The organism is Sulfurospirillum diekertiae, from assembly GCF_011769985.2.
GTDB lineage: Bacteria > Campylobacterota > Campylobacteria > Campylobacterales > Sulfurospirillaceae > Sulfurospirillum > Sulfurospirillum diekertiae.
In genome coordinates this window covers 50,456-74,556 of sequence record NZ_CP039734.2, presented here as the reverse complement: position 1 = coordinate 74,556, position 24,101 = coordinate 50,456, and the positions used below count along the sequence as shown (strand labels likewise).

Genomic DNA, 24,101 nt, shown 5'->3' with positions numbered 1-24,101 from the left:
ACAATCTATTTATCGTAGATAAGAAGATTGTTTTGATCAATCATCTCCTTAATCATTTTGATATATTCCTCTTTGAGCTCAGAATAATTACTCATCGTTTTAGAAGCTTCCATACCTCCAAAGTTTTTCCCATTATTTCTTGATTGCAGTCTCTTTTCTCTAAATGTGATATAAGCATCATTCGTATTAAGATTTAGCATATAAGAATTCACTGATTTTTGCAATGAACCAAAAATACGAATCATATGTGTTTTACCTATTGCTCTGTTTTGGGGCATCAAACCAACACCTGAATAAGACCAGTGACCAAAAAGATTATTGGCCTCTTTTGCAAATCGACTTTTCCCCCAACCACTTTCCAATGCAGCTTGTGATAGGGCTAAAGAGGTAGGAATCACATCAATACGTTTAAAATACTCATCTCGATCAAAAAGTGATTCGATGCCGTATTTATTACGCAAAGAGATGAGATAACCTACATTTTGTTGATTGAGTCCACGAAAGGCACCAGGAACAGCTTTTGCAAAAAAATTGGTAATGAATTCTCGATCTTTTATAATCTCATCATTACCCTTATCCACAAGCACTTTCATCTGGCGGATAAATTCCTCTTTTTGCTTTGGGCCATCTTCAATTTGGTAATATTCAGAAGATAAACCTCCCGCGTATAGTGCTCCATTGAAAAGCAAGCAGGAGGCGATAAAAAGAGTAGAGAAAAATTTCACGAATTTAAAGTTCCAACACCGTTTCAAAGACTTTTTGCACCCTTCCTTTGAAAAAAAGTCTTTGATTTTCAATCCGTAAATTTAACTCTTCTCCACTAATAGGATAGACTTTTGCACTTGCTTCTATGAGTTTCTGGCGATAAGCACTGTAGAAACATGCTGCCATCCCAGTACCGCAAGCAAGTGTTTCATCTTCCACCCCTCGCTCATAAGTTCTTACATGTAAAGTATTTTCCTTAAGCATTGCATAATTCACATTGGCATTATACTTATAGCGCATTTGACGTGCAATCACTTTATCAAAGCATGCAGTATCATCAACAAAAGTTACCAGATGAGGTACTCCCGTATCGCAAAAATGCCATGTTAAACCATTTTCATCAAATGACTCACTGAGCACTTGAGGTGTTGTGAGTTCTGTTTCAACAACATCATTTTCTACCAGAGAAGTTATGACTCCAGCCCCTGTTAGAAAGCGCATAGAAGCGCCTGCTAATTGGTTAGTAAAGGCATAGTGAGCGCATGCGCGTGTGCCGTTCCCGCACATAGAAGCAACACTCCCATCATTATTGTAAAATTGCCATTTAAAATCATATTCAGGATGGGGTAGCAACACAATTAAGCCATCTGCACCCACACCTTTTTGTCTGTCACATAACTGTTGCGCCAATCCACTTCGATCAACCTCAACAAAGGTATGAAAAATAATAAAATCATTGCCATTGGCATTATATTTTGCAATTTGCATACGTACCCCGTACAAATTTAATAAATTTTTCGATCTCACTCTCTAGAAATTTCATATCAAAAGAGTTATTGATGAGAAAATCGGCTAAGATTTTCTTCTCTTCAATGCTAATTTGAGCATCGATTCGTTTTTGTGCTTCTTCTTTACTAAAATCTTCTCGAATCATTAATCGTTTTCGTTGCACTTCAACAGGAGCATACACGACCGTCACCAATTTACAAGCATACCCATCACTTTCAAAATAGAGTGGAATGTCGATGATATAAGGTGTTTTCTTCTCTTCTAACTGGTCGCATTGCTTGAAAATCTCTTGTCGAATCAGCGGGTGCAAAAAAGCATTGAGCTTTTCACGCTCCTTCTTATCGTTAAAAATCAGTGCACCAAGTGCTTTGCGATCAATTGATCCATCACGAATAACACGATCTCCAAAAAGGGTTTCAACCTCTTTTACATGTAAAGGTAAAACCTCTTTCGCGATTACGTCTGCATCGATCACTTCAAATCCATGCGACTTTAGCATCGACGAAACAGTACTTTTGCCTGTGGCTATCCCACCTGTTAAAACAATTGCATGTTCATACGCCATTTAATCCTAATACCTTTAACTATTTTTATAACGATTTTAACATAGTTTTGTTAAAATCTATTAAACAATAACCTCACTAAAGGCATATCCATGAGCACAGTCAGCTACAAAGACGCTGGTGTCGATATAGACGCGGGAAACCAATTTGTCGAAAATATAAAACCACTGGTCAAATCCACTTTTGATAAAAATGTCATTGGAGGTATTGGTTCATTCGCCGGAGCATATGAGTTGCCATCAGGGTATCAAAAACCTGTCATTCTAGGTGCAACCGATGGCGTTGGAACTAAGCTCAAACTTGCTATTGATTCTAGTATTTATGATACCGTAGGCATTGATTTAGTTGCAATGTGTGCAAACGATCTTATCTGTAACTTTGGTACGCCACTTTTCTTCCTCGACTACTACGCCATGAGTAAACTAGAAATTGATGCTGCGGTAAGCATTGTTAAAGGTATTGCAGAGGGTTGTATTCAAGCGGAATGTTCACTCATCGGTGGGGAAACAGCTGAAATGCCAGGAATGTACCACAGTAAAGATTTTGATCTTGCTGGTTTTGCAGTAGGCATTGCTGAAAAAGATGAGATGAATCGTCTTCCACACGTAAAAGCTGGAGACATTTTAATTGCGCTTCCAAGCTCAGGTGTTCACTCTAACGGTTTTTCATTGGTACGTAAACTCTTCTTTGACAAACTATGCTACACCTTCGATACTGAATTTGATGGTAAACCGCTTATCGAAACACTTTTAACACCAACACGCATCTATGTGAAACTCTTTAAAGCGCTTAAATCCAAGATCAACGCTTTAGCGCACATCACGGGTGGTGGCATCGTTGAGAACCTTCCTCGCGTTCTTCCTGAAGGGCTCCAAGCACACGTCTACAAATCAAAGATCAAAACACTTCCTGTCTTTGACTTTATGAGTCAATACGTTGAAGAGAGTGAAATGCACCGTACGTTCAACATGGGAGTAGGAATGATCCTCGTTGTCAGTCCTGAAAATGTCAATGATGTCCTTGCGAACAGTGACGGCTATGTGATTGGCGAGCTTAAAGTTGGCCCTAAAAGTGCCGTTATGCTCTAATGAGTAGCGTTTACTTTCTCTCAAAACTCTTTACATACCTGGTTTTACCACCAGGTATTTTTATTGTCTTCTTTTTACTGGCCTCATTTTATGCCAAACGTTTTCGTCTCTTTTTTCTTGTCAATGCTATCATTTTCTATCTTTTGAGTACCACCTATGTTGCCGATTGGCTTCTTACCCCCTTAGAAGCACCTTTTAATAAACCACTTGAAAAACAGTCATCTGTAGATGCCGTTATTGTCTTAGGTGGTGGCAATACCAAAGGAGTAGCAAATTTACCCCTAAGTACCGATGCCTACAAGCGTATGATGTGGGGATTAATGATTGCAAAATCAAATAATTTACCTCTTTTATTTAGTGGTGGAGGAACTAGTAAAGAGTATTTGGAGAGTGATGCGTTTTTAGATAGCCTCAAAGAGCTCAAACTTTATTTAGAAATTCCAACACCTACATCTAAAAGCCTTAATACCAAAGAGTTCTCTTTACATGTAGAAGATAAGAGCATTGATACATACCAAAATGCAGAGCTGAGTAAAGCTGCATTTGAGAAAACAGGGCTAAAAGAACCAACGATCTATCTTGTCACCTCTGCATATCATATGAGGCGTTCTATTCGTCTCTATGAGCACTTTGGGTTTAAAGTTATCCCTGCTGCAACCAACTTTAAAATCAATGCCAAAATAAAAGATGAGTGGGACTATCTTCCAAATGCGCATGCTTTTTATAAAAGCTATGTGGCACTACATGAATACGTGGGACTATTTAGCTTAAGATTTAGAGGAATTTAAAACCGATATTCGTGTTTAACTTCGACGATTTGAACACTATAAGAGCTATACCATCGCTTTTGACCGAGTTCTTGAGCGATGAGATGCTCAGCATTTTCTTTCCACATTTTAATTGCCATTTCACTTTCCCAATATGAGATAGCGACCTCTTGATTACCTTCACAAACCGCTATAAAATCTAAACAACCATAGGTTTCAAAAGCTAATTTTCTTAATTTGTTTGCCATTGTGTTATATTCATTATCAGTTTCTTTCACCGTTGCTCTAAAAATAACAGCAAACATGAGTATCTCCTCTTCTTTACATGTAAAGATTATTTTCGTTTATCATTCGTGATTTTATAGATAAAACTAAAAACTTCGGCAACTGCTTTATACAACATTGGTGGAATCTCTTTATTAATCTCTATTTTTGAGAGAAGCTCAACCAAATCAGCATCTTTTTTAATAAATATATCATGTTCTTGGGCTAATTTGATAATATTATTGGCGACTTCACCTTTACCGGAAGCAACCACTTTTGGTGCAGCACTTTTTTCACGATCGTACTTAAGGGCAACGGCTTTTTGTGTTTTTGGAGTTGGCGTATTCATATGGTTATATTGATCCCGAATTGAAGTTTTTCACCACTAAAATAATCATTTTTGACTGTACTCACATCTTTGTATTCAAGCATTTTGACATTACCTGTTATCAATCCAACTTCATTAAATGCTTGCTTAAGATTATTTAATTGCTGTGTTATTTTTTCGCTTAACTCTTTTTTTTGTACCGCAATGGAGATATCAATATATTTCTCTCCGGAGAGTACCAACATCATATTGAGCTTGCCATAGGCTTCAAGATCAAGATCAATTTGGCAGTGAAAATTATTGTCGCTGGATTGTTTCATCATCATAGAACCGCCTTGAAGCCCATTCCAGCTAAAAGGCACATATAAATGCGTAGAACTACTCACATAGGAAACTAACTGATGGTACTCTATTTGCGTTAGGAGACGATTGGTAATTTCCAATGCTTCCTTATTTTGAGGTGATGTTTGAAGATTGTCACTAAGCTTGGTCAACACACCTTTCATATCACTCAGCAACTCTACATCCGTTGGATCAAGTGAGAGTTTTTGTGCAATCGCTTTACCAACAAAAAGCTCTGGTTTGATCAGCCCATGAATTTTTTGTTCTAAAACGGTGCTCTTATCAACAAAATCGGACTGTTGAATACTTTTAGGATCAAGAATCTCGATTTGTTGCTTAATACGATTAACAACCATTTTTAAGGCTTCCTCTGTCGTCTCGGGAGCTTTAGTAACACTACTATTCATCACTGCTGTTGCTACCGCAGAAGAGAGTAACGTACTCTCTGTTTTAAGTAACACTTCCTTTGATGAAGTCGGGTCATCTATCCCATCTACAGTATTTCCCATTAACCGTTTTTCTATAGGTTGCCCCATATCTTCTGCTTTTATAACACTAGGTTGAGGAGGTATTTTTAAAGCTCCTTCATCCTTTGAAACATTAAGCGGTGTTACTAACAATTCACTTGAGGGGAGGGCAACGCTGTTAGTTTCCTTTAAAAAACTTTCTTTTGTAAGTAATTGGTCAATCTGAGGTTGTAGATCATCAAGCTGAAGAGCACTGAGATTTTCTTTGAGCATCTCTAAAATAACTTTGACCTGCGTACTAAAGTTTTCTTCAACCTTCATATCTAGTGGATAATTCTCAACTTTAGAAGCAATTAAATCCATCTGTTTAATGGCATAATCAAGCTTTTGAACATTTTGATACACTTCTTTAAAAACAGAAGTACCCTCAGAGGAAAGTTCCTGTTTGACACTTTGGCGAAAAAGATCAAGAAGTGCTTTAAGGTTTGTTTGTCCCTCTTTAGAAGAGATATCTTGCGTTGAATTTAAATGATCCATAATGACATTGATCTCTTTTAAAAGTGGAATGACCGCCTTTGTATTGGTTTGACTGAAGTGCGCTTGAAGATCAGAAGTCAACGTCTGAATCGTATCTAGAACTCCTTTTTGAGTTACACTATTGGATAATTTTGATTCAAAAAAGATTCCAGAGTTTTGAATTTGTTCTTGTAACATTTTCACATCTATCTGTTCAATATTTTTTGAAAATAACTGCAAAAGAGCTAACGGTTTTGCAATGGTTGAGTCCATCTTAACAAGAGAACTTAGATTTTTAATATCTTCTGCAAAATTCCCCATATTTTTGAAAAGCTGATTGTTCTGTAATATCTCAAAAATAGCACTTTTAGATTTAGCTTCACTCACAGCACTTCCAAGCAATTGGCCAATGACTTCTTGGGCATTATTAGGCGTTGTCGTAGTTTTTTGGGCTGTAATCGAAAGAGGGATATCCGCACTCTCTTGAATAATTTTTGTGGCATTTTCTTTGGCAATCGCTTTTGGATCAAGGGTTTGCAGTTGATTTGCAAGAAGAGAAGTAGTAGAAATATCCATTACAATATCCCTATCATGGTATGCACCTTTTTACGATTGTTTGTTATCTTTTGTTTTAATTTTCACCAGCCACTCAGAAAGTGTTTTCTCATACCCTATCGACAAATTATCATAAAAATGTAGAGGCTTCTCTAAATATTTTTGTTCTACCCAACCACCAAAGTCATGCGGATACAGATACCCTTTGGGTGAAGGGCTTTTGAGATGAGCTGGAACTTTCAATCCTTTTTCGTTTTTCACATACTCTAATGCATTATTAATTGCCAAATAAGCACTGTTAGACTTGGGACTACAGGCAAGATAGATCAAACATTGCGATAAAATGATACGTGCTTCTGGATAACCAATTTTACTCACGCTTAAAAGCGTGCTAGAAGCCAAATTAAGCGCGTTAGGGTTGGCATTGCCAATATCTTCACTTGCAAGAATTACAAGTCGTCTAGCGATGAAATCAGGGCTCTCTCCGCCATCAATGAGACGCGCCAGATAATAAAGAGCCGCATCTACGTCTGAGCCTCTCACACTTTTGATCATTGCGCTAATCAAATTATAATGCGTGTTATCCGAACTAACACCATCTTTTAAGGCACTGGGGCGCAAATTTTTAAGCGTTTCTATCGTTACATGTAAATCGACTTTGAGCGCAAATTCAAGTAAATTTAACAGAGCTCTGCTATCGCCTGCACTGGAACTGATCAAATACGCTATAGCCTCTTCATCTATCTCAAACGTGATTGTTTCACGAACCCGTTTAATAATCGCTTTGAGATCGTCTTCATCAAGCGGATAGAATTCAAAGAGCATCATACGCGAACGTATGCCAGAACTAAGAACAAAGTAAGGGTTTTCAGTGGAAGCGCCAATAATAATCGCTTCATGGTTTTCCATCGGTAATAAAAGGACTTCTTGTTGAGTTTTAGAGAGACGGTGAATTTCATCAATGAAAATAAGCGGTTTTTGAAGTGAACCTCGGTGTTGGGAGAGAATTTTGCGAATCTCATCTACTTTCACACTGGTTGCATCTAACTCATAAAAAGGAAGCTGTAACTCGTTAGCGACAATACGCGCTAACGTTGTTTTACCAACACCCGCTGGTCCAAAGAAGAGAGCATGGCTCATCGAACCTGATTTTAATAGCTTCCGAAAAGGACTACTTGCACCACTGAGATGTTTTTGCCCCGCTAACTCTTCAATCACCTTAGGGCGAAAGAAGAGGGCAAAGTTATTGATCATCGTCCTCGTTGTCCTCATCCACTACTGTAATTTTGTCGTTGTCTTTTTTGATATATTCAAGATAATCTCTAAGTGCACTATATTCACCACCATCAAAATAACGGTGTTTACCGGGTCGGAGCATGCCTAAATCAACTTTGCCATAACTCACGCGTTTGAGGTCAACAACATCCACGTCAAAGTAACCAAAGAAACGTCTGAGCTCTCGGTTTTTACCTTCATTAATAGTCACTTTAATCGTTGAAAACGTTGGATTATTTTTGATAATACGGTACGAAACGAATGGTGCAAACTCCATGGAACGAATCTCACTGTGTGAATGTCCACCTTTGCGTGCATTTTCAAGGAAAAGACCTTCTTGCATCGCTTTTTCCATGGCAGGAGTAATCATACCGTTGATCTTAACATAATACACACGCTCTAAATCGCCGTGCATTAAAGCAGAAACGACTGATGGAGAATCACACAGAAGCAATAAACCTTCACTGGCAAAATCGAGTCTTCCTACACTGAGGTAATGACCAAATTGCGCAGGTAATGTATCGTAGATGGTTCTACGACCTCTGTCATCTTTTTTGCTCACTAACTCACCTTTTTGTTTGTGATACACAATCACGGAATACCCGTGCTTTTCAAAAAGGGCTTTACCACCCAATTCGATTTTGTTTTTAAAACTCACCTGTGTTGAAAGGTCTTGGACAACAACGCCATCCACCTTTACATGCCCTGCTTTGATGAGTTCATCCGCCTCACGCCTTGAATAGTGCGTGTTATGCGAAATCATTTTATTCAGTCTCATTAATTCCATTTATTTTATTCCTGCTTCCACTAAATCGTGGATATGTAACACCCCTTTAAGCACACCGACTTTATCAGTGATGGCGACCAGTTGTATTTTATACTTTTCGATAAACGTCAAAGCATCACTGGCTAAAAGCGTCTCATCGTCCAGTTTTTTAGGACTTTTTGTTGCATATTCATATGCCGTTGCATCCATACTAAAATCATCTCGCATCAATGCGCGGCGTAAGTCGCCATCACTCAAAATGGCGATCAAATGATTATTTTGATCGGTAATAAGCACATTTCCAAGTCTTCCCTCGCTCATTTTAAGGATAGCCTCTTTAAGTTTGGTTGTTTCATGAATGATAGGGAGCTCCTTAGTGAGCATCAAATCTTTGACTTTAATAAACAAACGCTTACCTAGGCTTCCACCTGGATGAAATGAAGCAAAATCCTCTTTTTGAAAGTTTTTCTTCTTCATCAAGCAAACAGCTAACGCATCACCAAGGGCAAGTGTGAGTGTCGTAGAGCAAGTTGGTGCGGCATCCAATGGACATGCTTCTTTTTCGATATATAATGGCAAAAAGACGTCGCTATAATGTCCTAAAGAGGACTCACGAGAACGTGCCATTCCGATAAGTGGGATATCAAAACGCTTAATGTGTGGTAATATTTTAATAAGTTCTTCACTCTCACCACTGTAGCTAATGGCAAGCACAGCATCGTCTTTTCCAACCATCCCAAGATCACCATGCATAGCTTCAGTGGGATGCAAGAAAAAACTACTGGTACCTGTGCTGGCAAGTGTTGCAGCAATTTTTGCTCCAATCAGTCCACTTTTCCCCACACCTGTTACGATCAATTTGCCTTTTATGTTAGCAATTAAGTTTGTTGCTACTCCTATTTCATTACCAATCATCCCAGCGGCATTAAGTAGCTCTTTCGCTTCAAGTTCTAACACTTCTTTGGCTATGGCTTTAAAATCTTCCATACCATTTCCTACATCATAAAGATCGTTGGAACGATCGTTGGATATTTTTTCATTTGTCTATATATATGCTTTCGCACAACTTGACGTATCTCATTTTCCAAAGCTCTTGTATTTTCCAAAAGTTCTGCTTTAGCATTAAGTACAAATTGATCAATGACCCCTTCCATTTCAATGGAGAAGGCTTTATCATCTTTATCAGGAACTAATCCATAACTAATAATTTTTGGTTTACAGATGAGTTTGTGCTCACCTTTATCTAACTGAATCACTAACATTACAAGACCAGAATCAGCTAGTTTCTGACGATCGATGACAACGTCATCCGCAATTTGTTCATTGATCTGATTGTCAATAAATACTTTACCTGTTTTAACTGTTTTGATTTTTTTCATATATTTTGCGCAAACTTCGATTTGATCGCCATCGCTCATTAATACAATATTTCGCTCAGGAATTCCACACTGCATTGCTGTCTCTTTATGCTTTGTAATGTGATTGTATTCTCCATGTACGGGAAGGAAAAATCGTGGTTTGACCAAGCGTAAAATGAGCTTTTGCTCTTCTTGTGCAGCATGCCCACTCACGTGAATTTCACTAAAGTCTTGGTACGCTACGTTAGCACCACTTTTAAGTAAAAAATTAAGAACTTTAGAAACACTGCCTTCATTTCCAGGGATTGCTTTAGCTGAAATAATAATCTGATCAGTTGACTTAATTTTTACATGGCGATGCTCATCGGTTGCCATCCTATAAAGTGCACTCATAGTTTCACCTTGGCTTCCCGTTGTAACAATAAGAACATCTTTATCTGGATATTTATTAACCTCATGCGGATCAATAAAAATACTTTTATCGAGTTGTATATAACCAAGTTCAATTGCAGTAAAAAGATTTCGCTCCATTGAACGACCAATAACTGAAACTTTTCTACCATATTTTAACCCATAATCAATGGCTTGATACACTCTGTGGATATTAGAAGAGAAGGTTGACATAATAACTCGACCTTTTGCTTTTGCAAAAATAGAATCAAAGGTCTTACCAACAGTACTTTCACTACGTGTAATTCCCTCTTTATACGAGTTAGTACTATCACTCATCAAACATAAAACACCTTTTTCACCGTAAGCGGCGAAACGGTTAAGATCGGTAACAAAGCCATCAATAGGGGTGTGATCTATTTTAAAATCTCCCGTATGGATGATCGTTCCTGCTTCTGTTGTAATTGCAAGGGAAGAGGCGTCTATAATCGAGTGGGTAATATGAATCCATTCAATTTCAAATTCACCAATTTTATAGATTTTACGTTTTTCAACAGGTCTAAAATACTTTTTATAAGCCTTTAGTCCATGCTCATCGAATTTATTAGCCAGCATTCCAAGAGGAAGAGGGGTGGCATAAAGTGGAAATTGCATCTCTTTAAAGAGATATGAAACGGCACCAATATGATCTTCATGTGCATGTGAAATAATAATTCCAGCTATTTTTTTCTTAATTTGTCGCAAGTAACTGAAATCTGGAACCAAAATATCGACACCATGCATATCTTCACTAGGAAAACTCATACCGACATCAAGGACTATTGCAGAGGTATCGGTTTCAAAAACACAAATATTTCCACCAATCTCGCCCAATCCACCAAGCGGTGTAATTTTAATCTTACCTTTAGAGGTTTGATCAATCAAATTAGAACGATTAAGCCTATCTTTGTGCATTTTTTGATTGGCTTCAATCGCTTTTTTCATATCGCGTTGCCAAAGCTCGTTACCCTCAATTGAGGCAGCTGGAGATTTATTGCCTTTTCGTCTTCGATTATTTCGTGGTTTTTTCTCACCTGCTTCAGCGGTAGGCTCTTTAACCTCACCATTTTGTGGATTTTGGCTCACCTGTTTTTTAGCGTTAGCGTGAGACGATTGTTTTGGATGCCCTGTAGGATTTGGTGTCTTCTCTTTAGGGGTTTCGTTACTGTTCTGTTGTTGCGTTACTTCGTTTTCTTGCATCATTCAACCTTAATGTTTTAAATAGTAGATGATGAGACAAGACGCTAATTTCGTGAGGACGAATTGTTATGGGAAGGGATTGGTCGTACATAACGTTTTCTACATACGATTTATCAAACTCAGATGAAATATTTTTCAACCAAGTTTTTCTTGGACTTTGAAATGAACATCGCAAATATTTTTTAAATTTTTGCAACTGTTCGTTGGATTCAAAAATGCCAGAGAATTTTCCTTCAACAAACTCTTTTTGTTTGTCAATTTTGAGAATAGACGACACCACTTTAGGTTGTGGTTCAAACGATTCTGGAGATACATCAAAAAGTATTGTAGCCGTCCCAATACTTTGTGCCAAAATCGCTAAAGAGGTAAACTCTTTTGTTTTTGGAAGCGCAGCAAATTTTTCTGCCACCTCTTTTTGGATCATGACCGTCATTGATTTACAATTTGGATCTTCCAAGGCTTCCAAAATAATAGTCGTAGCGATGTAATAGGGCAAGTTTGCAACTAAATCATAAGGCTCTTCACAAAGAGATCCTTTTTCAAATTGCTTCAAAACATCAGTTTGCACCAATGTAAACTCACCCTCATCGATTTTCGTCGAATATTTTTTTCTCAAATAAACGCACAAGTCTTCATCGACTTCATATGCTACTAAGGCTTTCACCTTTAATAGCTCTTGCGTCAAATCACCTAAGCCAGGCCCAATTTCAACAAGCTTTCGCTCATTTCGGGGCATCGATTGGATGATTTTGTTTACAACCGTTGTATCTTTTAAAAAATTTTGGCCAAATTTCTTTTTTGCCTCTATCAATTTGTACCCTATTCTTTAAACTTTCACTGATTGTAGCTAATCTTTACTTATAAAAGAGTTATATACAGATTTAATCTTACTTTTCAGAAGTTTTTTTTAATTCTTGCGCTATCATTTTAACTTAATATTTATCTAAAAAGAGAGCCTTATGGAGCATTTTGCTAAACGTATTATCCCTTGTCTGGATGTCAAAAATGGACGTGTGGTTAAGGGTGTTAATTTTGTTGGACTTAAAGATGCAGGGGATCCTGTTGAAATTGCAAAACGGTACAATGAAGAAGGCGCAGATGAGCTCACATTTCTAGATATTACAGCCAGTCATGAAGGTAGAGGAACGATTGTTGATATCGTTGAGAAAGTTGCACGTGAAGTGTTTATTCCACTCACTGTTGGCGGAGGTATCCGAACCCTCGATGATATTTACACTCTTTTACATGTAGGATGCGATAAAGTGAGTATCAACTCTCCAGCCATTGCCAATCCTCTTTTTATCGATGAATCATCCAAACGTTTTGGTTCACAGTGCATTGTCGTCGCTATTGATGCTAAACGCACAGAGGATTCGTGGCATGTCTTTGTTAATGGTGGAAGAATCGATACAGGAATAGACGCTCTTGAATGGGCAAAAGAGGTTCAAGAAAGAGGTGCGGGAGAAATCCTTCTTACCTCCATGGATTGTGATGGTGCTAAAAATGGCTATGACATTCCACTTACTTCGCAAATGAGCACTATGCTGGATATTCCTGTGATTGCCAGTGGTGGGGCAGGGACGATGGAGCATATTAAAGATGCCTTTGTCAATGGTGCCGATGCGGCTCTTGCCGCTTCCATTTTTCACTTTAAAGAGATTGATATTATGGATCTTAAACATTACCTCGCGCATGAGGGAATTGCAGTACGGTTATGATTCTTTGTGCGGGGAGAAATGAAACATTCGATTTTGCCAAACCTATTGGTGTTGGACTTATCGAAAGTGCCATCACGCTAACCAAACTTATTCTAGAAGAGAAACCTGCTTTTTTATTTTTTGTAGGAACTGCTGGAAGCTATGGTAAATATCAGCCTTTTGATCTTGTGCATAGTCATAGTGCTGCGAATATTGAACTCTGTTTTTTGCAGAACAAATGTTACACAACTTTACAAAATTCCATCGATGTTGAGAAGGTTCATGTTTCACGTGGAACAATATATCCGTCGCCTATTGTCAATTCAAGTAATTACATTACCACAGATATCACATTGGCACATAAAATGATTGAAAAAAATATTGACCTAGAAAATATGGAATTTTTTTCTGTAGTGAGTGTCGCTAATCACTTCCATATTCCCTGTTCTGGTCTTTTTGTTGTGACCAATTATTGCGATGAAAATGCCCATCGTGATTTTATACACAATCATGCGCAAGCAAAAGAACTCATTACATTACATGTAGAAAAAAATATGAAAATTTGAGGTATTATGGAAAAACAGAATATATTCGATCTATCAAAAGAAGAGTTATCGGAAATTATCAAACCCTCTTTTAGAGCGAAACAAATTTATCAATGGTTATATCAAAAATACGTCAATTCCTTTGATGAGATGAAAAATCTTCCCAAAGAGCTCAAAGATCAGCTTGAAGCACAGTACTATTTAGATCCTCTTATCATCGCTAAAGTTGAAGAGAGTAGGGATGGTAGTAAAAAATATCTTTTTGCACTCAAAGATGGCAACACTATCGAATCGGTTCTTTTGCCTATGAAGCAAGAACAAAATGATGAAGATGGAAAGCTAATTCGCCATACACGCTATACGATTTGTATCTCCTCTCAAGTGGGCTGTAAAATTGGATGTGCGTTTTGTCTCACGGGGAAAAGTGGTTTTAAACGCAACCTAACAGCTGGAGAGATAACATCGCAAATTCTCATGATCAAAAGAGACAATGCTATCGCCGAGAATAGACGTGTCAATATCGTTTATATGGGGATGGGTGAGCCACTGGATAATTTAGCTAACGTGAGCAAGGCTGTGCGTATTTTTACGGATATTGATGGCCTTTCTATCTCACCTCGCAGGCAAACCATTTCAACCAGCGGGCTTAGTTCACAAATCGAAAAACTAGGGTTAATGGAGTTGGGTGTTTTGTTAGCAATTTCATTGCATGCGGTAGATGATGAACTAAGACAAACGCTGATGCCGATCAATAAAGCCTATAATATTGAGTCCATCATCAATGCTGTTAAAGCATTCCCTATAGACGCACGTAAACGGGTCATGTTTGAATACTTGGTTATGAAAGGAGTCAATGATGACCAAAAGAGTGCTCGCAAGCTAGTGAAGCTCCTACATGGCATAAAATCGAAAGTTAATCTCATCTATTTCAATCCGCATGTTGGAAGCGAATTTGCTCGCCCGTTAGAAAAAGATATGATAGCGTTTCAACAGTATCTTGTCAATCATGGAGTACTGTGTACCATTCGTCAATCCAAAGGCTTAGATATCAGCGCCGCATGTGGGCAGCTTAAAGATAAGGAAAAAAATAATGACAACGCTTGACATATTTCAAGTTGGTTTTTTAATAATCGTTGTGATCGTAGGAGTAGGAGGACTGATTAAAGTCCTCTTTCTAAAAGAGAAGTAAGAGCTTTACATGTAAAGCTCTTTGAGGTTATTTAGCTATCCATTCCTGAGAGATAATCTCTCGATCAGCAATAAAAATCTTTCCAACAAATTTATCACCCTTAACATAACTACCAACACCTTTAGGCGTTCCACTCATTACGATATCGTTATCAATCAGTGTCGAAAAGGAGTTAATTTCTTCAATAACTGTGAGTGGTTTATAGATCATCAGGTCAATGTTTCCCTCTTGAACTAACACATCATTAATCCACAATTGCATCGAGAGTAAATTAACATCCAACGCATCAATACTGACAAACGGGCTCATAACAGCAGCACCGTCAAAAGCCTTTGCACGCTCCCAAGGTAGCCCTTTTCCTTTAAGCTCACTTTGGAGTTCACGGTTAGTCAAATCAAGCCCAAACCCAACAGCAGCAATGGCTCCTTTTTTGATTAAAAAAGAGATTTCACCTTCATAATGAAGTGGTGTTTGTTTGCCAGTTATCAGCTCACTACTTAAAGCAGCGTTAGGCTTCATAAACAAAACCATTGAAGTAGGAACTTCGTTATTTAACTCTTTAATGTGCGCAACATAATTTCTCCCAACACAGACCACCTTACTTGGGGCGGCTCTAAGACCATCTAATATAATTGTTTTCATTGTTATCCTTTCATTAAATTGTAAAACAGTGTTTTTGCATCAACCTGTGATTCTATTTTATAAGGAATTCCCTTATACTCAAATGCTAACGTTTGGGCATGCAAAAGAAGGCGTGAACTTTGTGTTATTTCAAGTTGTTCTTCTGCGCTCATAGAACCCTCTAAGTATCTCTCTGCATCTTCTTCATCTATTCCATATATTGGATCACCAACAATGTGATGTTTCACGTGGAACAAATGAACACGAATCTGATGCTGCCTTCCGGTATAGGGAATCGCTTCAACCAATGTTGCATCTTTGTCTGCAAAATAGCCAAGGGGCGTTATTTTTGTTTGTGACGCCTTACCTCTTTCATCCACATGGACTTTAAGTCGAATTTGACTTGTTTCAACATCGCGCTTCAGTTTTTCATCAATCATCAGAACATCGTCAATTTTTCCATGCACCAAAGCCAAATAACTCTTTTGAACGTGCCTTGTCGCAAAGATACGTTTGAGCTCGATTTCCGCCTGCTTATGTTTGCCCACCAACACTAAACCACTCGTACTTTTATCAATACGGTGAGCCGCATTCGCATCTTTCCCATACAACGATTTGATTTCATCGTTTAAAGTATACCCGTCACTGCGTTTTCGAGGATGAATCATCACACCACTAGGTTTTTCAAAAACGGCAAAGTCTTCTGTCTCAAAAACAGGTTGAAGACCTTTAGATTCTCCTTCAAAAACAACCACGCTAATAGTACCAACAATCAAAGATGATTTTTTGAGGAGCTGCTCACCTTCCACAAAAACTCTTCGTTTATCCACTATTTTTTGCGCTTCGCCCATACTGATTTCAAAGGTGTCCATTAAGAAGCGAAAGGCAAGTGTTGGTTTTTCAAGAACAAACTTTTTCAAAGTATACGCCAAAATTCAACCCTTTTTTAGTCCGAAATTGTTAAAATAAAAAATCATATCAAACACGAATTTACAGATAAATTCACCGTATTTTATCACATAAAAATCACAAATAGACAAGGAATGAGAATGGTAGAGCGCTACGCACGAGAAGAGATGAAAAAGCATTGGACCATTGAGGCAAAATACGACGCATGGCTTAGGGTCGAGAAAGCCGCAACCAAAGCATGGAACAAATTAGGACTCATTCCAAATAGTGATTGTGAAAAAATCGTTAAGAATGCCAAGTTCAATATTGACCGTATTGATGAAATTGAAAAAGTCACCCGTCACGATGTCATTGCATTTTTAACGAGCGTGGCAGACAGCCTTGGAGAAGAGAGCAGGTGGGTTCATTATGGTATGACCAGTTCAGATTGTATTGACACGGCTGTTGCCCTTCAGATGCGCGACTCTTTACATGTAATCATTGAAGATGTCAAAACATTAATGGAATCATTAAAAACCAGAGCGATGGAACACAAAATGACATTGATGGTGGGAAGAAGCCATGGTATTCATGGCGAGCCTATCACGTTTGGTTTGGTACTTGCCATTTGGTACGAAGAGATCAAACGTAGTCTTAAAAATCTTGAAAATGTTATGGGCGTCATTTCTGTCGGACAGATCAGTGGAGCAATGGGCAATATGGCTCACTCACCGATTGAGCTTGAAGAGTATGTCTGTGAAGAGCTTGGTCTGACACCAGCTCCCGTTTCTAACCAAGTCATTCAACGGGATCGTTATGCTGCACTCATGAATGCACTTGCCTTATTGGCATCCAGTTGTGAGAAGATAGCCGTTGCAATTCGTCATTACCAACGCACCGAAGTATATGAATGTGAAGAGTTCTTTGAAAAAGGTCAAAAAGGAAGCTCTGCGATGCCTCACAAGCGCAATCCCGTCTTAAGTGAGAATATTACTGGTCTGTGTCGTATGATAAGATCCTACGCGATCCCAGCGATGGAAAACGTCGCTTTATGGCATGAGCGCGACATCAGTCATAGTTCCGTTGAGCGTTTTATCTTGCCAGATGGTTTTATCACCACCGATTTCATGCTTAATCGTCTCAACAGCGTTATCTCTAAACTCGTCGTTTACCCTGAAAACATGATGCGCAATCTTAACCTAACAGGTGGACTTGTCTTTTCACAACGCATCTTACTTGAGTTACCACTTAAAAATGTATCACGCGAAGATGCGTATAAAATTGTTCAAAGAAACGCTATGAAAGTCTGGGAAGACCTTCAACATGGCAAACCAGCGCTCAACAGTGAAGGGGAGAGTTTGTACCTTCAAAATCTTCTGAGCGATGAAGATTTAAGAGCGCAACTCAGCGAAACAGAAATCAGAGCATGTTTTGACTATGCTTATTACACCAAAAATGTCGATAAAATTTTTCAAAGGGTATTTAAATAATGTTAACTGTCCAAAAGCGTAATGGTCGCATTGAGCCACTCGATATCTCTAAAATTCAAAAATATACTAGCTCTGCCATCAAAGGTTTGGACAATGTCTCTCAAAGTGAGCTTGAAGTCGATGCGAAGATTCAGTTTCGTGATCAAATTACGACTGAAGAGATTCAAAAGACATTAATCAAAACAGCAGTGGATAAGATCGATATTGATCGGCCAAACTGGACGTTTGTTGCCGCACGTCTGTTTTTATATGACCTTTACCATAAAGTCAATGGCTTTACAGGGTACGGAAGTTTTGCAGAGTACTTAGACCGTGGAGAAAAAGAGGGACGTATCGCCCTTGGGATGAAATCCAAATATGACCTGAAAGACCTTGACGCCTACCTCAAGCCTGAGCGTGATCTTCAATTTACCTATCTTGGAATTAAAACCCTTCACGATCGTTATTTGATCAAGAACAGACAAGGCAAGCCTATTGAGTTGCCACAACATATGTTCATGGCGATTGCCATGTTCTTAGCGCAAAATGAACTCAATTCCCAAGATTGGGCAAAGAAATTTTACGATGTGATCAGTAAATTTGAAGTGATGCTCGCAACGCCGACACTTTCGAATGCAAGAACTACGCGTCATCAACTCAGCTCATGCTACATCGGCAGTACGCCTGATAATATCGAAGGTATTTTTGACTCCTACAAAGAGATGTCACTGCTGAGCAAATTTGGTGGAGGCATTGGCTGGGATTGGAATTTGGTACGTTCGATGGGTGGTATGATCGATGGGCATAAAAACGCCGCAGGTGGCGTTATACCTTTTTTAAAAATCACCAATGATATTGCCATTGCAGTGGATCAACTCGGGACTCGTAAAGGTGCGATTGCCGTGTATTTAGAGCCATGGCATATGGACATCTCCGACTTTTTAGACCTTAAGAAAAACTCTGGTGAAGAGAGACGTCGTGCGCACGATCTTTTCCCTGCACTTTGGATCAATGACCTCTTTATGAAACGTGTTGAAGAAAACGCAATGTGGACGCTATTTGATCCTGCTGAAGCGGGTGATCTTGCGGAAGTCTATGGTGAAGAGTTTGAGCGTCGTTACCTTGCCTATGAGCAAAACGATGCTATTTCAAAAGAGTATGTACCTGCCAAAGAGTTGTGGAAGAAAATCTTAACCAGTTATTTTGAAAGCGGAAGCCCATTCCTCTGTTTTAAAGACAATGCCAATCGTGCGAATCCTAATGATCATACGGGCATTATTCGAAGCTCAAACCTGTGCACCGAAATTTTTCAAAATACCGCACCTAATCACTATAAAGTAAAAATTGTTTATAACGATCAAACGATTGACACCTATGAAGAGAGTGATTTGGTTAAAGTTGATAGTGGCGTAACAAAAGAAGCTAAGAAAGTAACTGCACTCGATAGTATCAATGGCAAAGATATTTTTATTGTTGAAAAAGAGATGGTTGAAGGTAAAACGGCTGTGTGTAATCTTGCCAGTGTGAACCTCTCTAAAATTCACACCAAAGAAGAGATCGAGCGAACCATTCCTATCGCAATTCGAATGCTTGACAATGTGATTGATCTTAACTTTTATCCACATGCCAAAGTAAAACATACTAACCTCAAATCACGTGCCATTGGCTTAGGTGTGATGGGTGAAGCGCAAATGCTGGCAGAACAGCACATCGCGTGGGGAAGTTACGAGCACTTTAGCAAAATTGATGAAGTGATGGAAGCGGTGAGTTACAATGCCATTTTGGCTTCGTCTAATCTTGCGATTGAAAAAGGAATTTATCCTGAATTTCAAGGTTCGAAATGGAGTCGAGGTATTTTCCCAATAGACACGGCCAATGACGAAGCTAAGAAATTAGTAGATCGTGGTGGGCTATTTGGGTACATGTATGATTGGGAGAGTTTAAGAGAAAAAGTGAAAAAGAATGGTATGCGCAATGGCTATCTGATGGCAGTTGCACCAACAAGCTCCATTTCTATTCTTGTGGGAACCACACAAACAATAGAGCCTGTATACAAACGTAAATGGTTTGAGGAAAACCTCTCAGGAATGATTCCTGTTGTGGTGCCAAACCTCAGTCCTGATACTTGGAATTTTTATACCCCAGCATATGAACTGGATCAACGTGTGCTCATTAAAGCAGGTGCTATTCGCCAAAAATGGATCGATCAAGGGCAGAGCCTTAATATTTTTATCACATTGGATAAGGCAAGCGGAAAATACCTCAATGACATCTACATGCTCGGATGGAAACTCGGTATCAAATCGACCTATTACCTCCGTTCCCAATCGCCTGAGAATAAACTTGAAGTAGCCGATCGCAGCATTGAGTGTGAAGGATGTCAATAAGCGTATCGTGTGAATAAAATACTTTACATGTAAAGGGTAAGAATGAAAACGATAGGATTGATCGGTGGCATGAGTTGGGAATCCACACAGAGCTATTACACTCTTTTAAATGAGGGCGTCAAAGCCAAACTGGGTGGACTTCACAGTGCTAAGATCATTCTTCACTCAGTTGATTTTGCACCAATTGAGCACTTCCAAAGCGAAGGGAAATGGGAAGAGGCTGCGCTTGTTATCCAAGAAGCAGCACTTTCCTTAGAACGAGCAGGAGTGGATTTCATCCTTTTATGTACCAATACCATGCACAAAATTCTTCCGCTCATTACACCTCATGTGAGAACACCTTTTTTACATATTGCAGAAGCGACTGCTAAAGCGCTCAATGCACAAGATGCCCATAAAGCCATTCTACTTGGAACCCAATTTACAATGCAAGAAACATTCTACACCGAAGTTTTAAAATCCCACCACATTGATGTGGTTATCCCTGATGAAAAAGCAATCGAAATTATCAACCAAATTATCTTTCAAGAACTTTGCGTTGGTCAAATCAAAAGCACTTCCAAAGAGATATTTTTAAAAATAATTAACGATCTTAAATGCCATGATGAACAAATTGATTCTGTCATTTTAGGATGCACGGAAATTGGCCTTTTATTGGATCAACAAAGCACTTATTTGCCGCTTTTTGACACAACTATTCTACATGTAAACGAAGCACTAACACATGCACTTAACGAATAATATCTTAAAATATAAATTAATTTTATATTTTAATAATAAAAAGCAAAAATATGCAATAAATTCCTAAATCAAGCCATTAATAGCCATAATTAAAAAATCTATCAAACTCTTAATTTTAAACTGTGACATAATTGTTTCAGCTTAATTATTAAGTTTCTTTAAATTTTATACTTACTATAATCTTCTCTACTTTTACATCTAGGATAACCATGCTAACCAAAGTACTCAAACGTGACGGAACGACAGAAGAATTTCAGCCTTATAAAATCGAAGACGCCATTAAAAAAGCCTTTAAAAGTGAAGGTGTAACCTACGATGCAAGCATCTTTCAAGAGATACTCAAGCGTATCGAAAAAAAACGGGTAGCAGCGGTTGAAGACTTCCAAAATATGATCGAACAAGAGCTTTATAAAACACGTTATTTTGACGTTATGCGCTCCTTTATTCTCTACCGACATACCCATAAAATGCAGCGTGAGCATATCTACGGACTCAATGAAGATACGACCTATGTCAATTCCACGCAAACAATTGAAGAGTATATTGGAAAAAGTGACTGGAGAATTAAAGCAAACTCTAACACCGGTTACTCAAACGCTGGGTTAGTCAATAACACTGCAGGTAAAGTGATTGCTAATTACTGGCTTGACAAAATTTACTCCAAAGAAGAGGGATTAGCCCATCGTAATGGTGACTATCATATCCATGATTTAGACTGTTTAACAGCGTATTGCGCTGGTTGGAGCCTTCGCGTGCTTTTAGATGAGGGCTTTAACGGTGTTCGTGGTCGTGTTGAGAGCCGCCCTCCAATGCACTTTCGCGAAGCACTCGGACAAATGGCAAACTTTTTAGGCATTCTCCAAAGCGAATGGGCGGGTGCTCAAGCGTTTAGCTCATTTGATACCTATTTAGCACCATATGCTTTCAAGGATAAAATCTCCTATAAAGAGATCAAAAAAGCGATTCGTAGCTTTATTTATAACCTCAATGTTCCTGCACGTTGGGGACAAAGTCCGTTTACCAACATTACGATTGACTGGACCGTGCCTAAAGACTTAGCCGATCAGATTCCAACATCAAACCAACGTCATCTTTTTAAAGAAATTAACGATGCTGAGCTTATGGAAGAGGCACAAAAACGTGGTGTCAATTCTCTTGAAGCCATGACCTACAAGCATTTTCAAAAAGAGATGAATCTCATCAATAAAGCTTACTACGAAGTGATGACCGAGGGCGATAAAACAGGTCAGCCTTTCACCTTCCCAATTCCAACGGTGAATATCACCGAAGATTTTGATTGGGATGGTGAAAACACGGACTTACTGTTTGAGAATACCGCCAAAATTGGCTCATCATACTTTCAAAACTTTATTGGAAGCCAATACGTGAGAGATGCTGATGGCAAACTTGTAGAAAACCCAAAAGCCTATAAACCTGGCCATGTACGCTCCATGTGCTGTCGTTTGCAACTCGATCTTAGAGAGCTTTTAAAACGTGGCGGTGGACTTTTCGGAAGTGCTGAAATGACGGGAAGTATTGGCGTTGTGACGCTCAATATGGCACGACTTGGCTATCTCTATAAAGGCAATAAAAAAGAGTTGATGGAGCGCTTTGAATACCTGATGGACCTCGCCAAATCAACACTAGAGAAAAAACGTGTATTTGTCCAAGAGATGTACAACCGTGGACTTTATCCGTATACAGCACGTTATTTGCCAGGATTTAACAGTCATTTTTCAACCATTGGTGTCAATGGTATCAACGAGATGATTCGCAATTTTACGGATGATAAACACAATATTGCCGATGCATATGGAATGGAATTTGCTCACGAAATCTTAGAATTTGTGCGCAATAAAATGGTCACATATCAAGAAGAGACGGGGAATCTCTACAACCTTGAAGCAACACCAGCAGAGGGTACAACGTACCGTTTTGCGAAAGAAGATAAAAAACGCTACCCTGAGATCATCCAAGCAGGATCGGGAAAAAATGTGTACTACACCAACTCCTCTCAACTTCCTGCGAATTTTACCGATGATCCTTTTGAAGCATTGGATCTGCAAGATGACCTACAATGCTCCTACACAGGTGGAACCGTTCTGCATCTTTACATGAAAGAGCGCATTAGTTCCAGTGAAGCGTGTAAAAAGTTGGTTAGAAACGTGATCACCAACTACCGTATGCCTTACCTTACAATCACACCGGTCTTTTCGGTGTGTGAGAAACATGGCTACATCAGTGGCGAGCATGAATTTTGCCCTAAATGCGATGAAGAATTAGTAGAACACTACAGAAAAGGAGAAGCATCATGAGTCAAACCGAAATTTTAGAGAAGTTGAAAGAAAAACGCACCAAATGTATTGTTTATACCCGTGTTATGGGTTATCACAGACCCGTAGAGAGTTTTAATGTTGGAAAAACTGGCGAGCATAGAGAGCGCGTTCAATTTGTTGAAAAATGTCCTTGCCGATAAGGCAATTCATAGTATTACGAAATTTACGACGCTAGATTATCCCCATCATCTAGCGTCTATCTTTTGGTTTGCCAAATGCAATATGGCTTGTCCCTATTGCTACAATCCTCAAATCGTACGAGACAGTGGAACCATTAGCCTCCAAACTGCCATAGAATTTTTACAAAGCCGTCAAGGACGTCTGGATAGTGTTGTACTAAGTGGTGGAGAGTGTACCCTTTATCCCAATCTTGAACCCTTTTGCGAAGCGATTAAAGCATTAAATTATAAGATTAAAATCGACACCAATGGCTCTCATCCAGAGTTACTAGCACATTTAATTATGAAAAAGCTTGTAGACTACATTGCACTTGATTATAAAGCTCCATTAGATCAGTATGAAACATTAACACATTACCACCATAGTGAACGTTTTGAAGAGAGTTTAAAAATACTGATTCAAAGTGATATTCCCTTTGAGGTTCGTACAACACTACATAGTGATTTACTCACTCCCATAGACATTAACACCATCATAAAAGATTTACATGTAAAAGGTTATCGTGGAACCTATTACCTTCAAAATTATTTACATGTAGAGCCCACATTGGGTGAAACAAAAATGCAACAAAATCAGTTTGATTTGAGCCAGCTCAGCCCTCTCATACCTATAGAATTAAGAAATTTTTGATACAAT

At 38.7% G+C, this 24,101-nt stretch carries 24 protein-coding genes; 11 read left to right on the top strand and 13 right to left on the bottom strand.

Going from position 1 to position 24,101, the window contains the following annotated elements:
• Window positions 1-5: 5 nt before the first annotated feature.
• The 3 genes from FA584_RS00425 to coaE are packed head-to-tail and all read right to left on the bottom strand — an operon-like array spanning window position 6 to window position 2,059.
• Complete coding sequence (locus FA584_RS00425; RefSeq protein WP_096045494.1) at window positions 6-725, bottom strand: glucosaminidase domain-containing protein; 720 nt, start codon at window positions 723-725, stop codon at window positions 6-8.
• A 4-nt stretch (window positions 726-729) separates the two neighbouring features.
• Window positions 730-1,473, bottom strand: a complete 744-nt coding sequence (gene dapF, locus FA584_RS00420; protein ID WP_096045493.1) for a diaminopimelate epimerase — start codon at window positions 1,471-1,473, stop codon at window positions 730-732.
• Window positions 1,454-2,059, bottom strand: a complete 606-nt coding sequence (gene coaE / locus FA584_RS00415) for a dephospho-CoA kinase (RefSeq protein ID WP_096045492.1) — start codon at window positions 2,057-2,059, stop codon at window positions 1,454-1,456. Before coaE ends, dapF begins: the two co-directional genes overlap by 20 nt.
• A gap of 90 nt (window positions 2,060-2,149) precedes the next feature.
• Between coaE and purM the strand changes: the two genes are divergently transcribed.
• Together purM and FA584_RS00405 are read left to right on the top strand one after the other, a co-directional pair.
• Window positions 2,150-3,145, top strand: coding sequence for a phosphoribosylformylglycinamidine cyclo-ligase (gene purM / locus FA584_RS00410; protein ID WP_096045491.1), 996 nt, complete (start codon window positions 2,150-2,152; stop codon window positions 3,143-3,145).
• On the top strand, window positions 3,145-3,933 hold the full coding sequence (locus FA584_RS00405; RefSeq protein WP_096045490.1) for a YdcF family protein: 789 nt from the start codon (window positions 3,145-3,147) through the stop codon (window positions 3,931-3,933). Before purM ends, FA584_RS00405 begins: the two co-directional genes overlap by 1 nt.
• Here the strand turns inward: FA584_RS00405 and FA584_RS00400 are convergent.
• Genes FA584_RS00400 through rsmA form a run of 8 tightly spaced genes read right to left on the bottom strand, consistent with a single transcriptional unit; the run spans window position 3,930 to window position 12,223 of the window.
• Window positions 3,930-4,217, bottom strand: coding sequence for an antibiotic biosynthesis monooxygenase family protein (locus FA584_RS00400; protein WP_096045489.1), 288 nt, complete (start codon window positions 4,215-4,217; stop codon window positions 3,930-3,932). The two genes, FA584_RS00405 and FA584_RS00400, sit on opposite strands and share 4 nt — an antisense overlap.
• A 29-nt stretch (window positions 4,218-4,246) precedes the next feature.
• Window positions 4,247-4,525: an EscU/YscU/HrcU family type III secretion system export apparatus switch protein gene (locus tag FA584_RS00395; RefSeq protein WP_087437405.1), complete on the bottom strand. Its 279-nt coding sequence runs from the start codon at window positions 4,523-4,525 to the stop codon at window positions 4,247-4,249.
• A complete protein-coding gene (fliK, locus tag FA584_RS00390) occupies window positions 4,522-6,405 on the bottom strand; it encodes a flagellar hook-length control protein FliK (protein ID WP_096045488.1) in 1,884 nt (627 codons plus the stop codon). Before fliK ends, FA584_RS00395 begins: the two co-directional genes overlap by 4 nt.
• A 30-nt stretch (window positions 6,406-6,435) precedes the next feature.
• A complete protein-coding gene (locus tag FA584_RS00385) occupies window positions 6,436-7,638 on the bottom strand; it encodes a replication-associated recombination protein A (RefSeq protein WP_191342063.1) in 1,203 nt (400 codons plus the stop codon).
• The gene (locus FA584_RS00380) at window positions 7,628-8,437 is read right to left on the bottom strand and encodes a pseudouridine synthase (protein ID WP_228448185.1); all 810 of its coding nucleotides are present in this window, start codon (window positions 8,435-8,437) and stop codon (window positions 7,628-7,630) included. Before FA584_RS00380 ends, FA584_RS00385 begins: the two co-directional genes overlap by 11 nt.
• Before the next feature lie 9 nt (window positions 8,438-8,446).
• Complete coding sequence (locus FA584_RS00375; protein WP_167749925.1) at window positions 8,447-9,412, bottom strand: KpsF/GutQ family sugar-phosphate isomerase; 966 nt, start codon at window positions 9,410-9,412, stop codon at window positions 8,447-8,449.
• 8 nt (window positions 9,413-9,420) lie between these two features.
• The gene (locus FA584_RS00370; RefSeq protein WP_167749924.1) at window positions 9,421-11,412 is read right to left on the bottom strand and encodes a ribonuclease J; all 1,992 of its coding nucleotides are present in this window, start codon (window positions 11,410-11,412) and stop codon (window positions 9,421-9,423) included.
• Window positions 11,375-12,223 carry a 16S rRNA (adenine(1518)-N(6)/adenine(1519)-N(6))-dimethyltransferase RsmA gene (gene rsmA, locus FA584_RS00365; protein WP_167749923.1) on the bottom strand — a complete coding sequence of 283 codons (849 nt, stop codon included), beginning with the start codon at window positions 12,221-12,223 and terminating at the stop codon, window positions 11,375-11,377. The genes FA584_RS00370 and rsmA overlap by 38 nt, the downstream gene beginning before the upstream one ends.
• A 148-nt stretch (window positions 12,224-12,371) precedes the next feature.
• On the opposite strand from rsmA, the gene hisF reads away from it, so the two are divergent.
• The 3 genes from hisF to rlmN are packed head-to-tail and all read left to right on the top strand — an operon-like array spanning window position 12,372 to window position 14,758.
• Window positions 12,372-13,130: an imidazole glycerol phosphate synthase subunit HisF gene (gene hisF, locus FA584_RS00360; RefSeq protein WP_167749922.1), complete on the top strand. Its 759-nt coding sequence runs from the start codon at window positions 12,372-12,374 to the stop codon at window positions 13,128-13,130.
• A complete protein-coding gene (locus FA584_RS00355; RefSeq protein WP_167749921.1) occupies window positions 13,127-13,675 on the top strand; it encodes a nucleoside phosphorylase-I family protein in 549 nt (182 codons plus the stop codon). Before hisF ends, FA584_RS00355 begins: the two co-directional genes overlap by 4 nt.
• 6 nt (window positions 13,676-13,681) lie before the next feature.
• A complete protein-coding gene (rlmN, locus tag FA584_RS00350; RefSeq protein ID WP_167749920.1) occupies window positions 13,682-14,758 on the top strand; it encodes a dual-specificity RNA methyltransferase RlmN in 1,077 nt (358 codons plus the stop codon).
• Between the two features lie 112 nt (window positions 14,759-14,870).
• Here rlmN and FA584_RS00345 read toward each other — a convergent pair whose 3' ends face one another.
• Entirely contained in the window at window positions 14,871-15,485 is a 615-nt protein-coding gene (locus FA584_RS00345) for a fumarylacetoacetate hydrolase family protein (protein WP_167749919.1), read from the bottom strand.
• 2 nt (window positions 15,486-15,487) lie between these two features.
• Window positions 15,488-16,396, bottom strand: a complete 909-nt coding sequence (locus FA584_RS00340; protein WP_167749918.1) for an RluA family pseudouridine synthase — start codon at window positions 16,394-16,396, stop codon at window positions 15,488-15,490.
• A gap of 117 nt (window positions 16,397-16,513) precedes the next feature.
• On the opposite strand from FA584_RS00340, the gene purB reads away from it, so the two are divergent.
• The 6 genes from purB to FA584_RS00310 all read left to right on the top strand — a co-directional run bounded on the left by purB (window position 16,514) and on the right by FA584_RS00310 (window position 24,095).
• Window positions 16,514-17,842: an adenylosuccinate lyase gene (gene purB, locus FA584_RS00335; RefSeq protein WP_167749917.1), complete on the top strand. Its 1,329-nt coding sequence runs from the start codon at window positions 16,514-16,516 to the stop codon at window positions 17,840-17,842.
• Window positions 17,842-20,208, top strand: coding sequence for a ribonucleoside-diphosphate reductase subunit alpha (locus FA584_RS00330; protein ID WP_167749916.1), 2,367 nt, complete (start codon window positions 17,842-17,844; stop codon window positions 20,206-20,208). The genes purB and FA584_RS00330 overlap by 1 nt, the downstream gene beginning before the upstream one ends.
• Before the next feature lie 42 nt (window positions 20,209-20,250).
• A complete protein-coding gene (locus FA584_RS00325; protein WP_167749915.1) occupies window positions 20,251-20,949 on the top strand; it encodes an aspartate/glutamate racemase family protein in 699 nt (232 codons plus the stop codon).
• A gap of 209 nt (window positions 20,950-21,158) precedes the next feature.
• A complete protein-coding gene (locus FA584_RS00320) occupies window positions 21,159-23,264 on the top strand; it encodes a ribonucleoside triphosphate reductase (protein WP_167749914.1) in 2,106 nt (701 codons plus the stop codon).
• Window positions 23,261-23,425 carry an anaerobic ribonucleoside-triphosphate reductase gene (gene nrdD, locus FA584_RS14595; RefSeq protein ID WP_121494809.1) on the top strand — a complete coding sequence of 55 codons (165 nt, stop codon included), beginning with the start codon at window positions 23,261-23,263 and terminating at the stop codon, window positions 23,423-23,425. Before FA584_RS00320 ends, nrdD begins: the two co-directional genes overlap by 4 nt.
• On the top strand, window positions 23,361-24,095 hold the full coding sequence (locus FA584_RS00310; RefSeq protein ID WP_228448039.1) for an anaerobic ribonucleoside-triphosphate reductase activating protein: 735 nt from the start codon (window positions 23,361-23,363) through the stop codon (window positions 24,093-24,095). The genes nrdD and FA584_RS00310 overlap by 65 nt, the downstream gene beginning before the upstream one ends.
• Window positions 24,096-24,101: the final 6 nt, after the last annotated feature.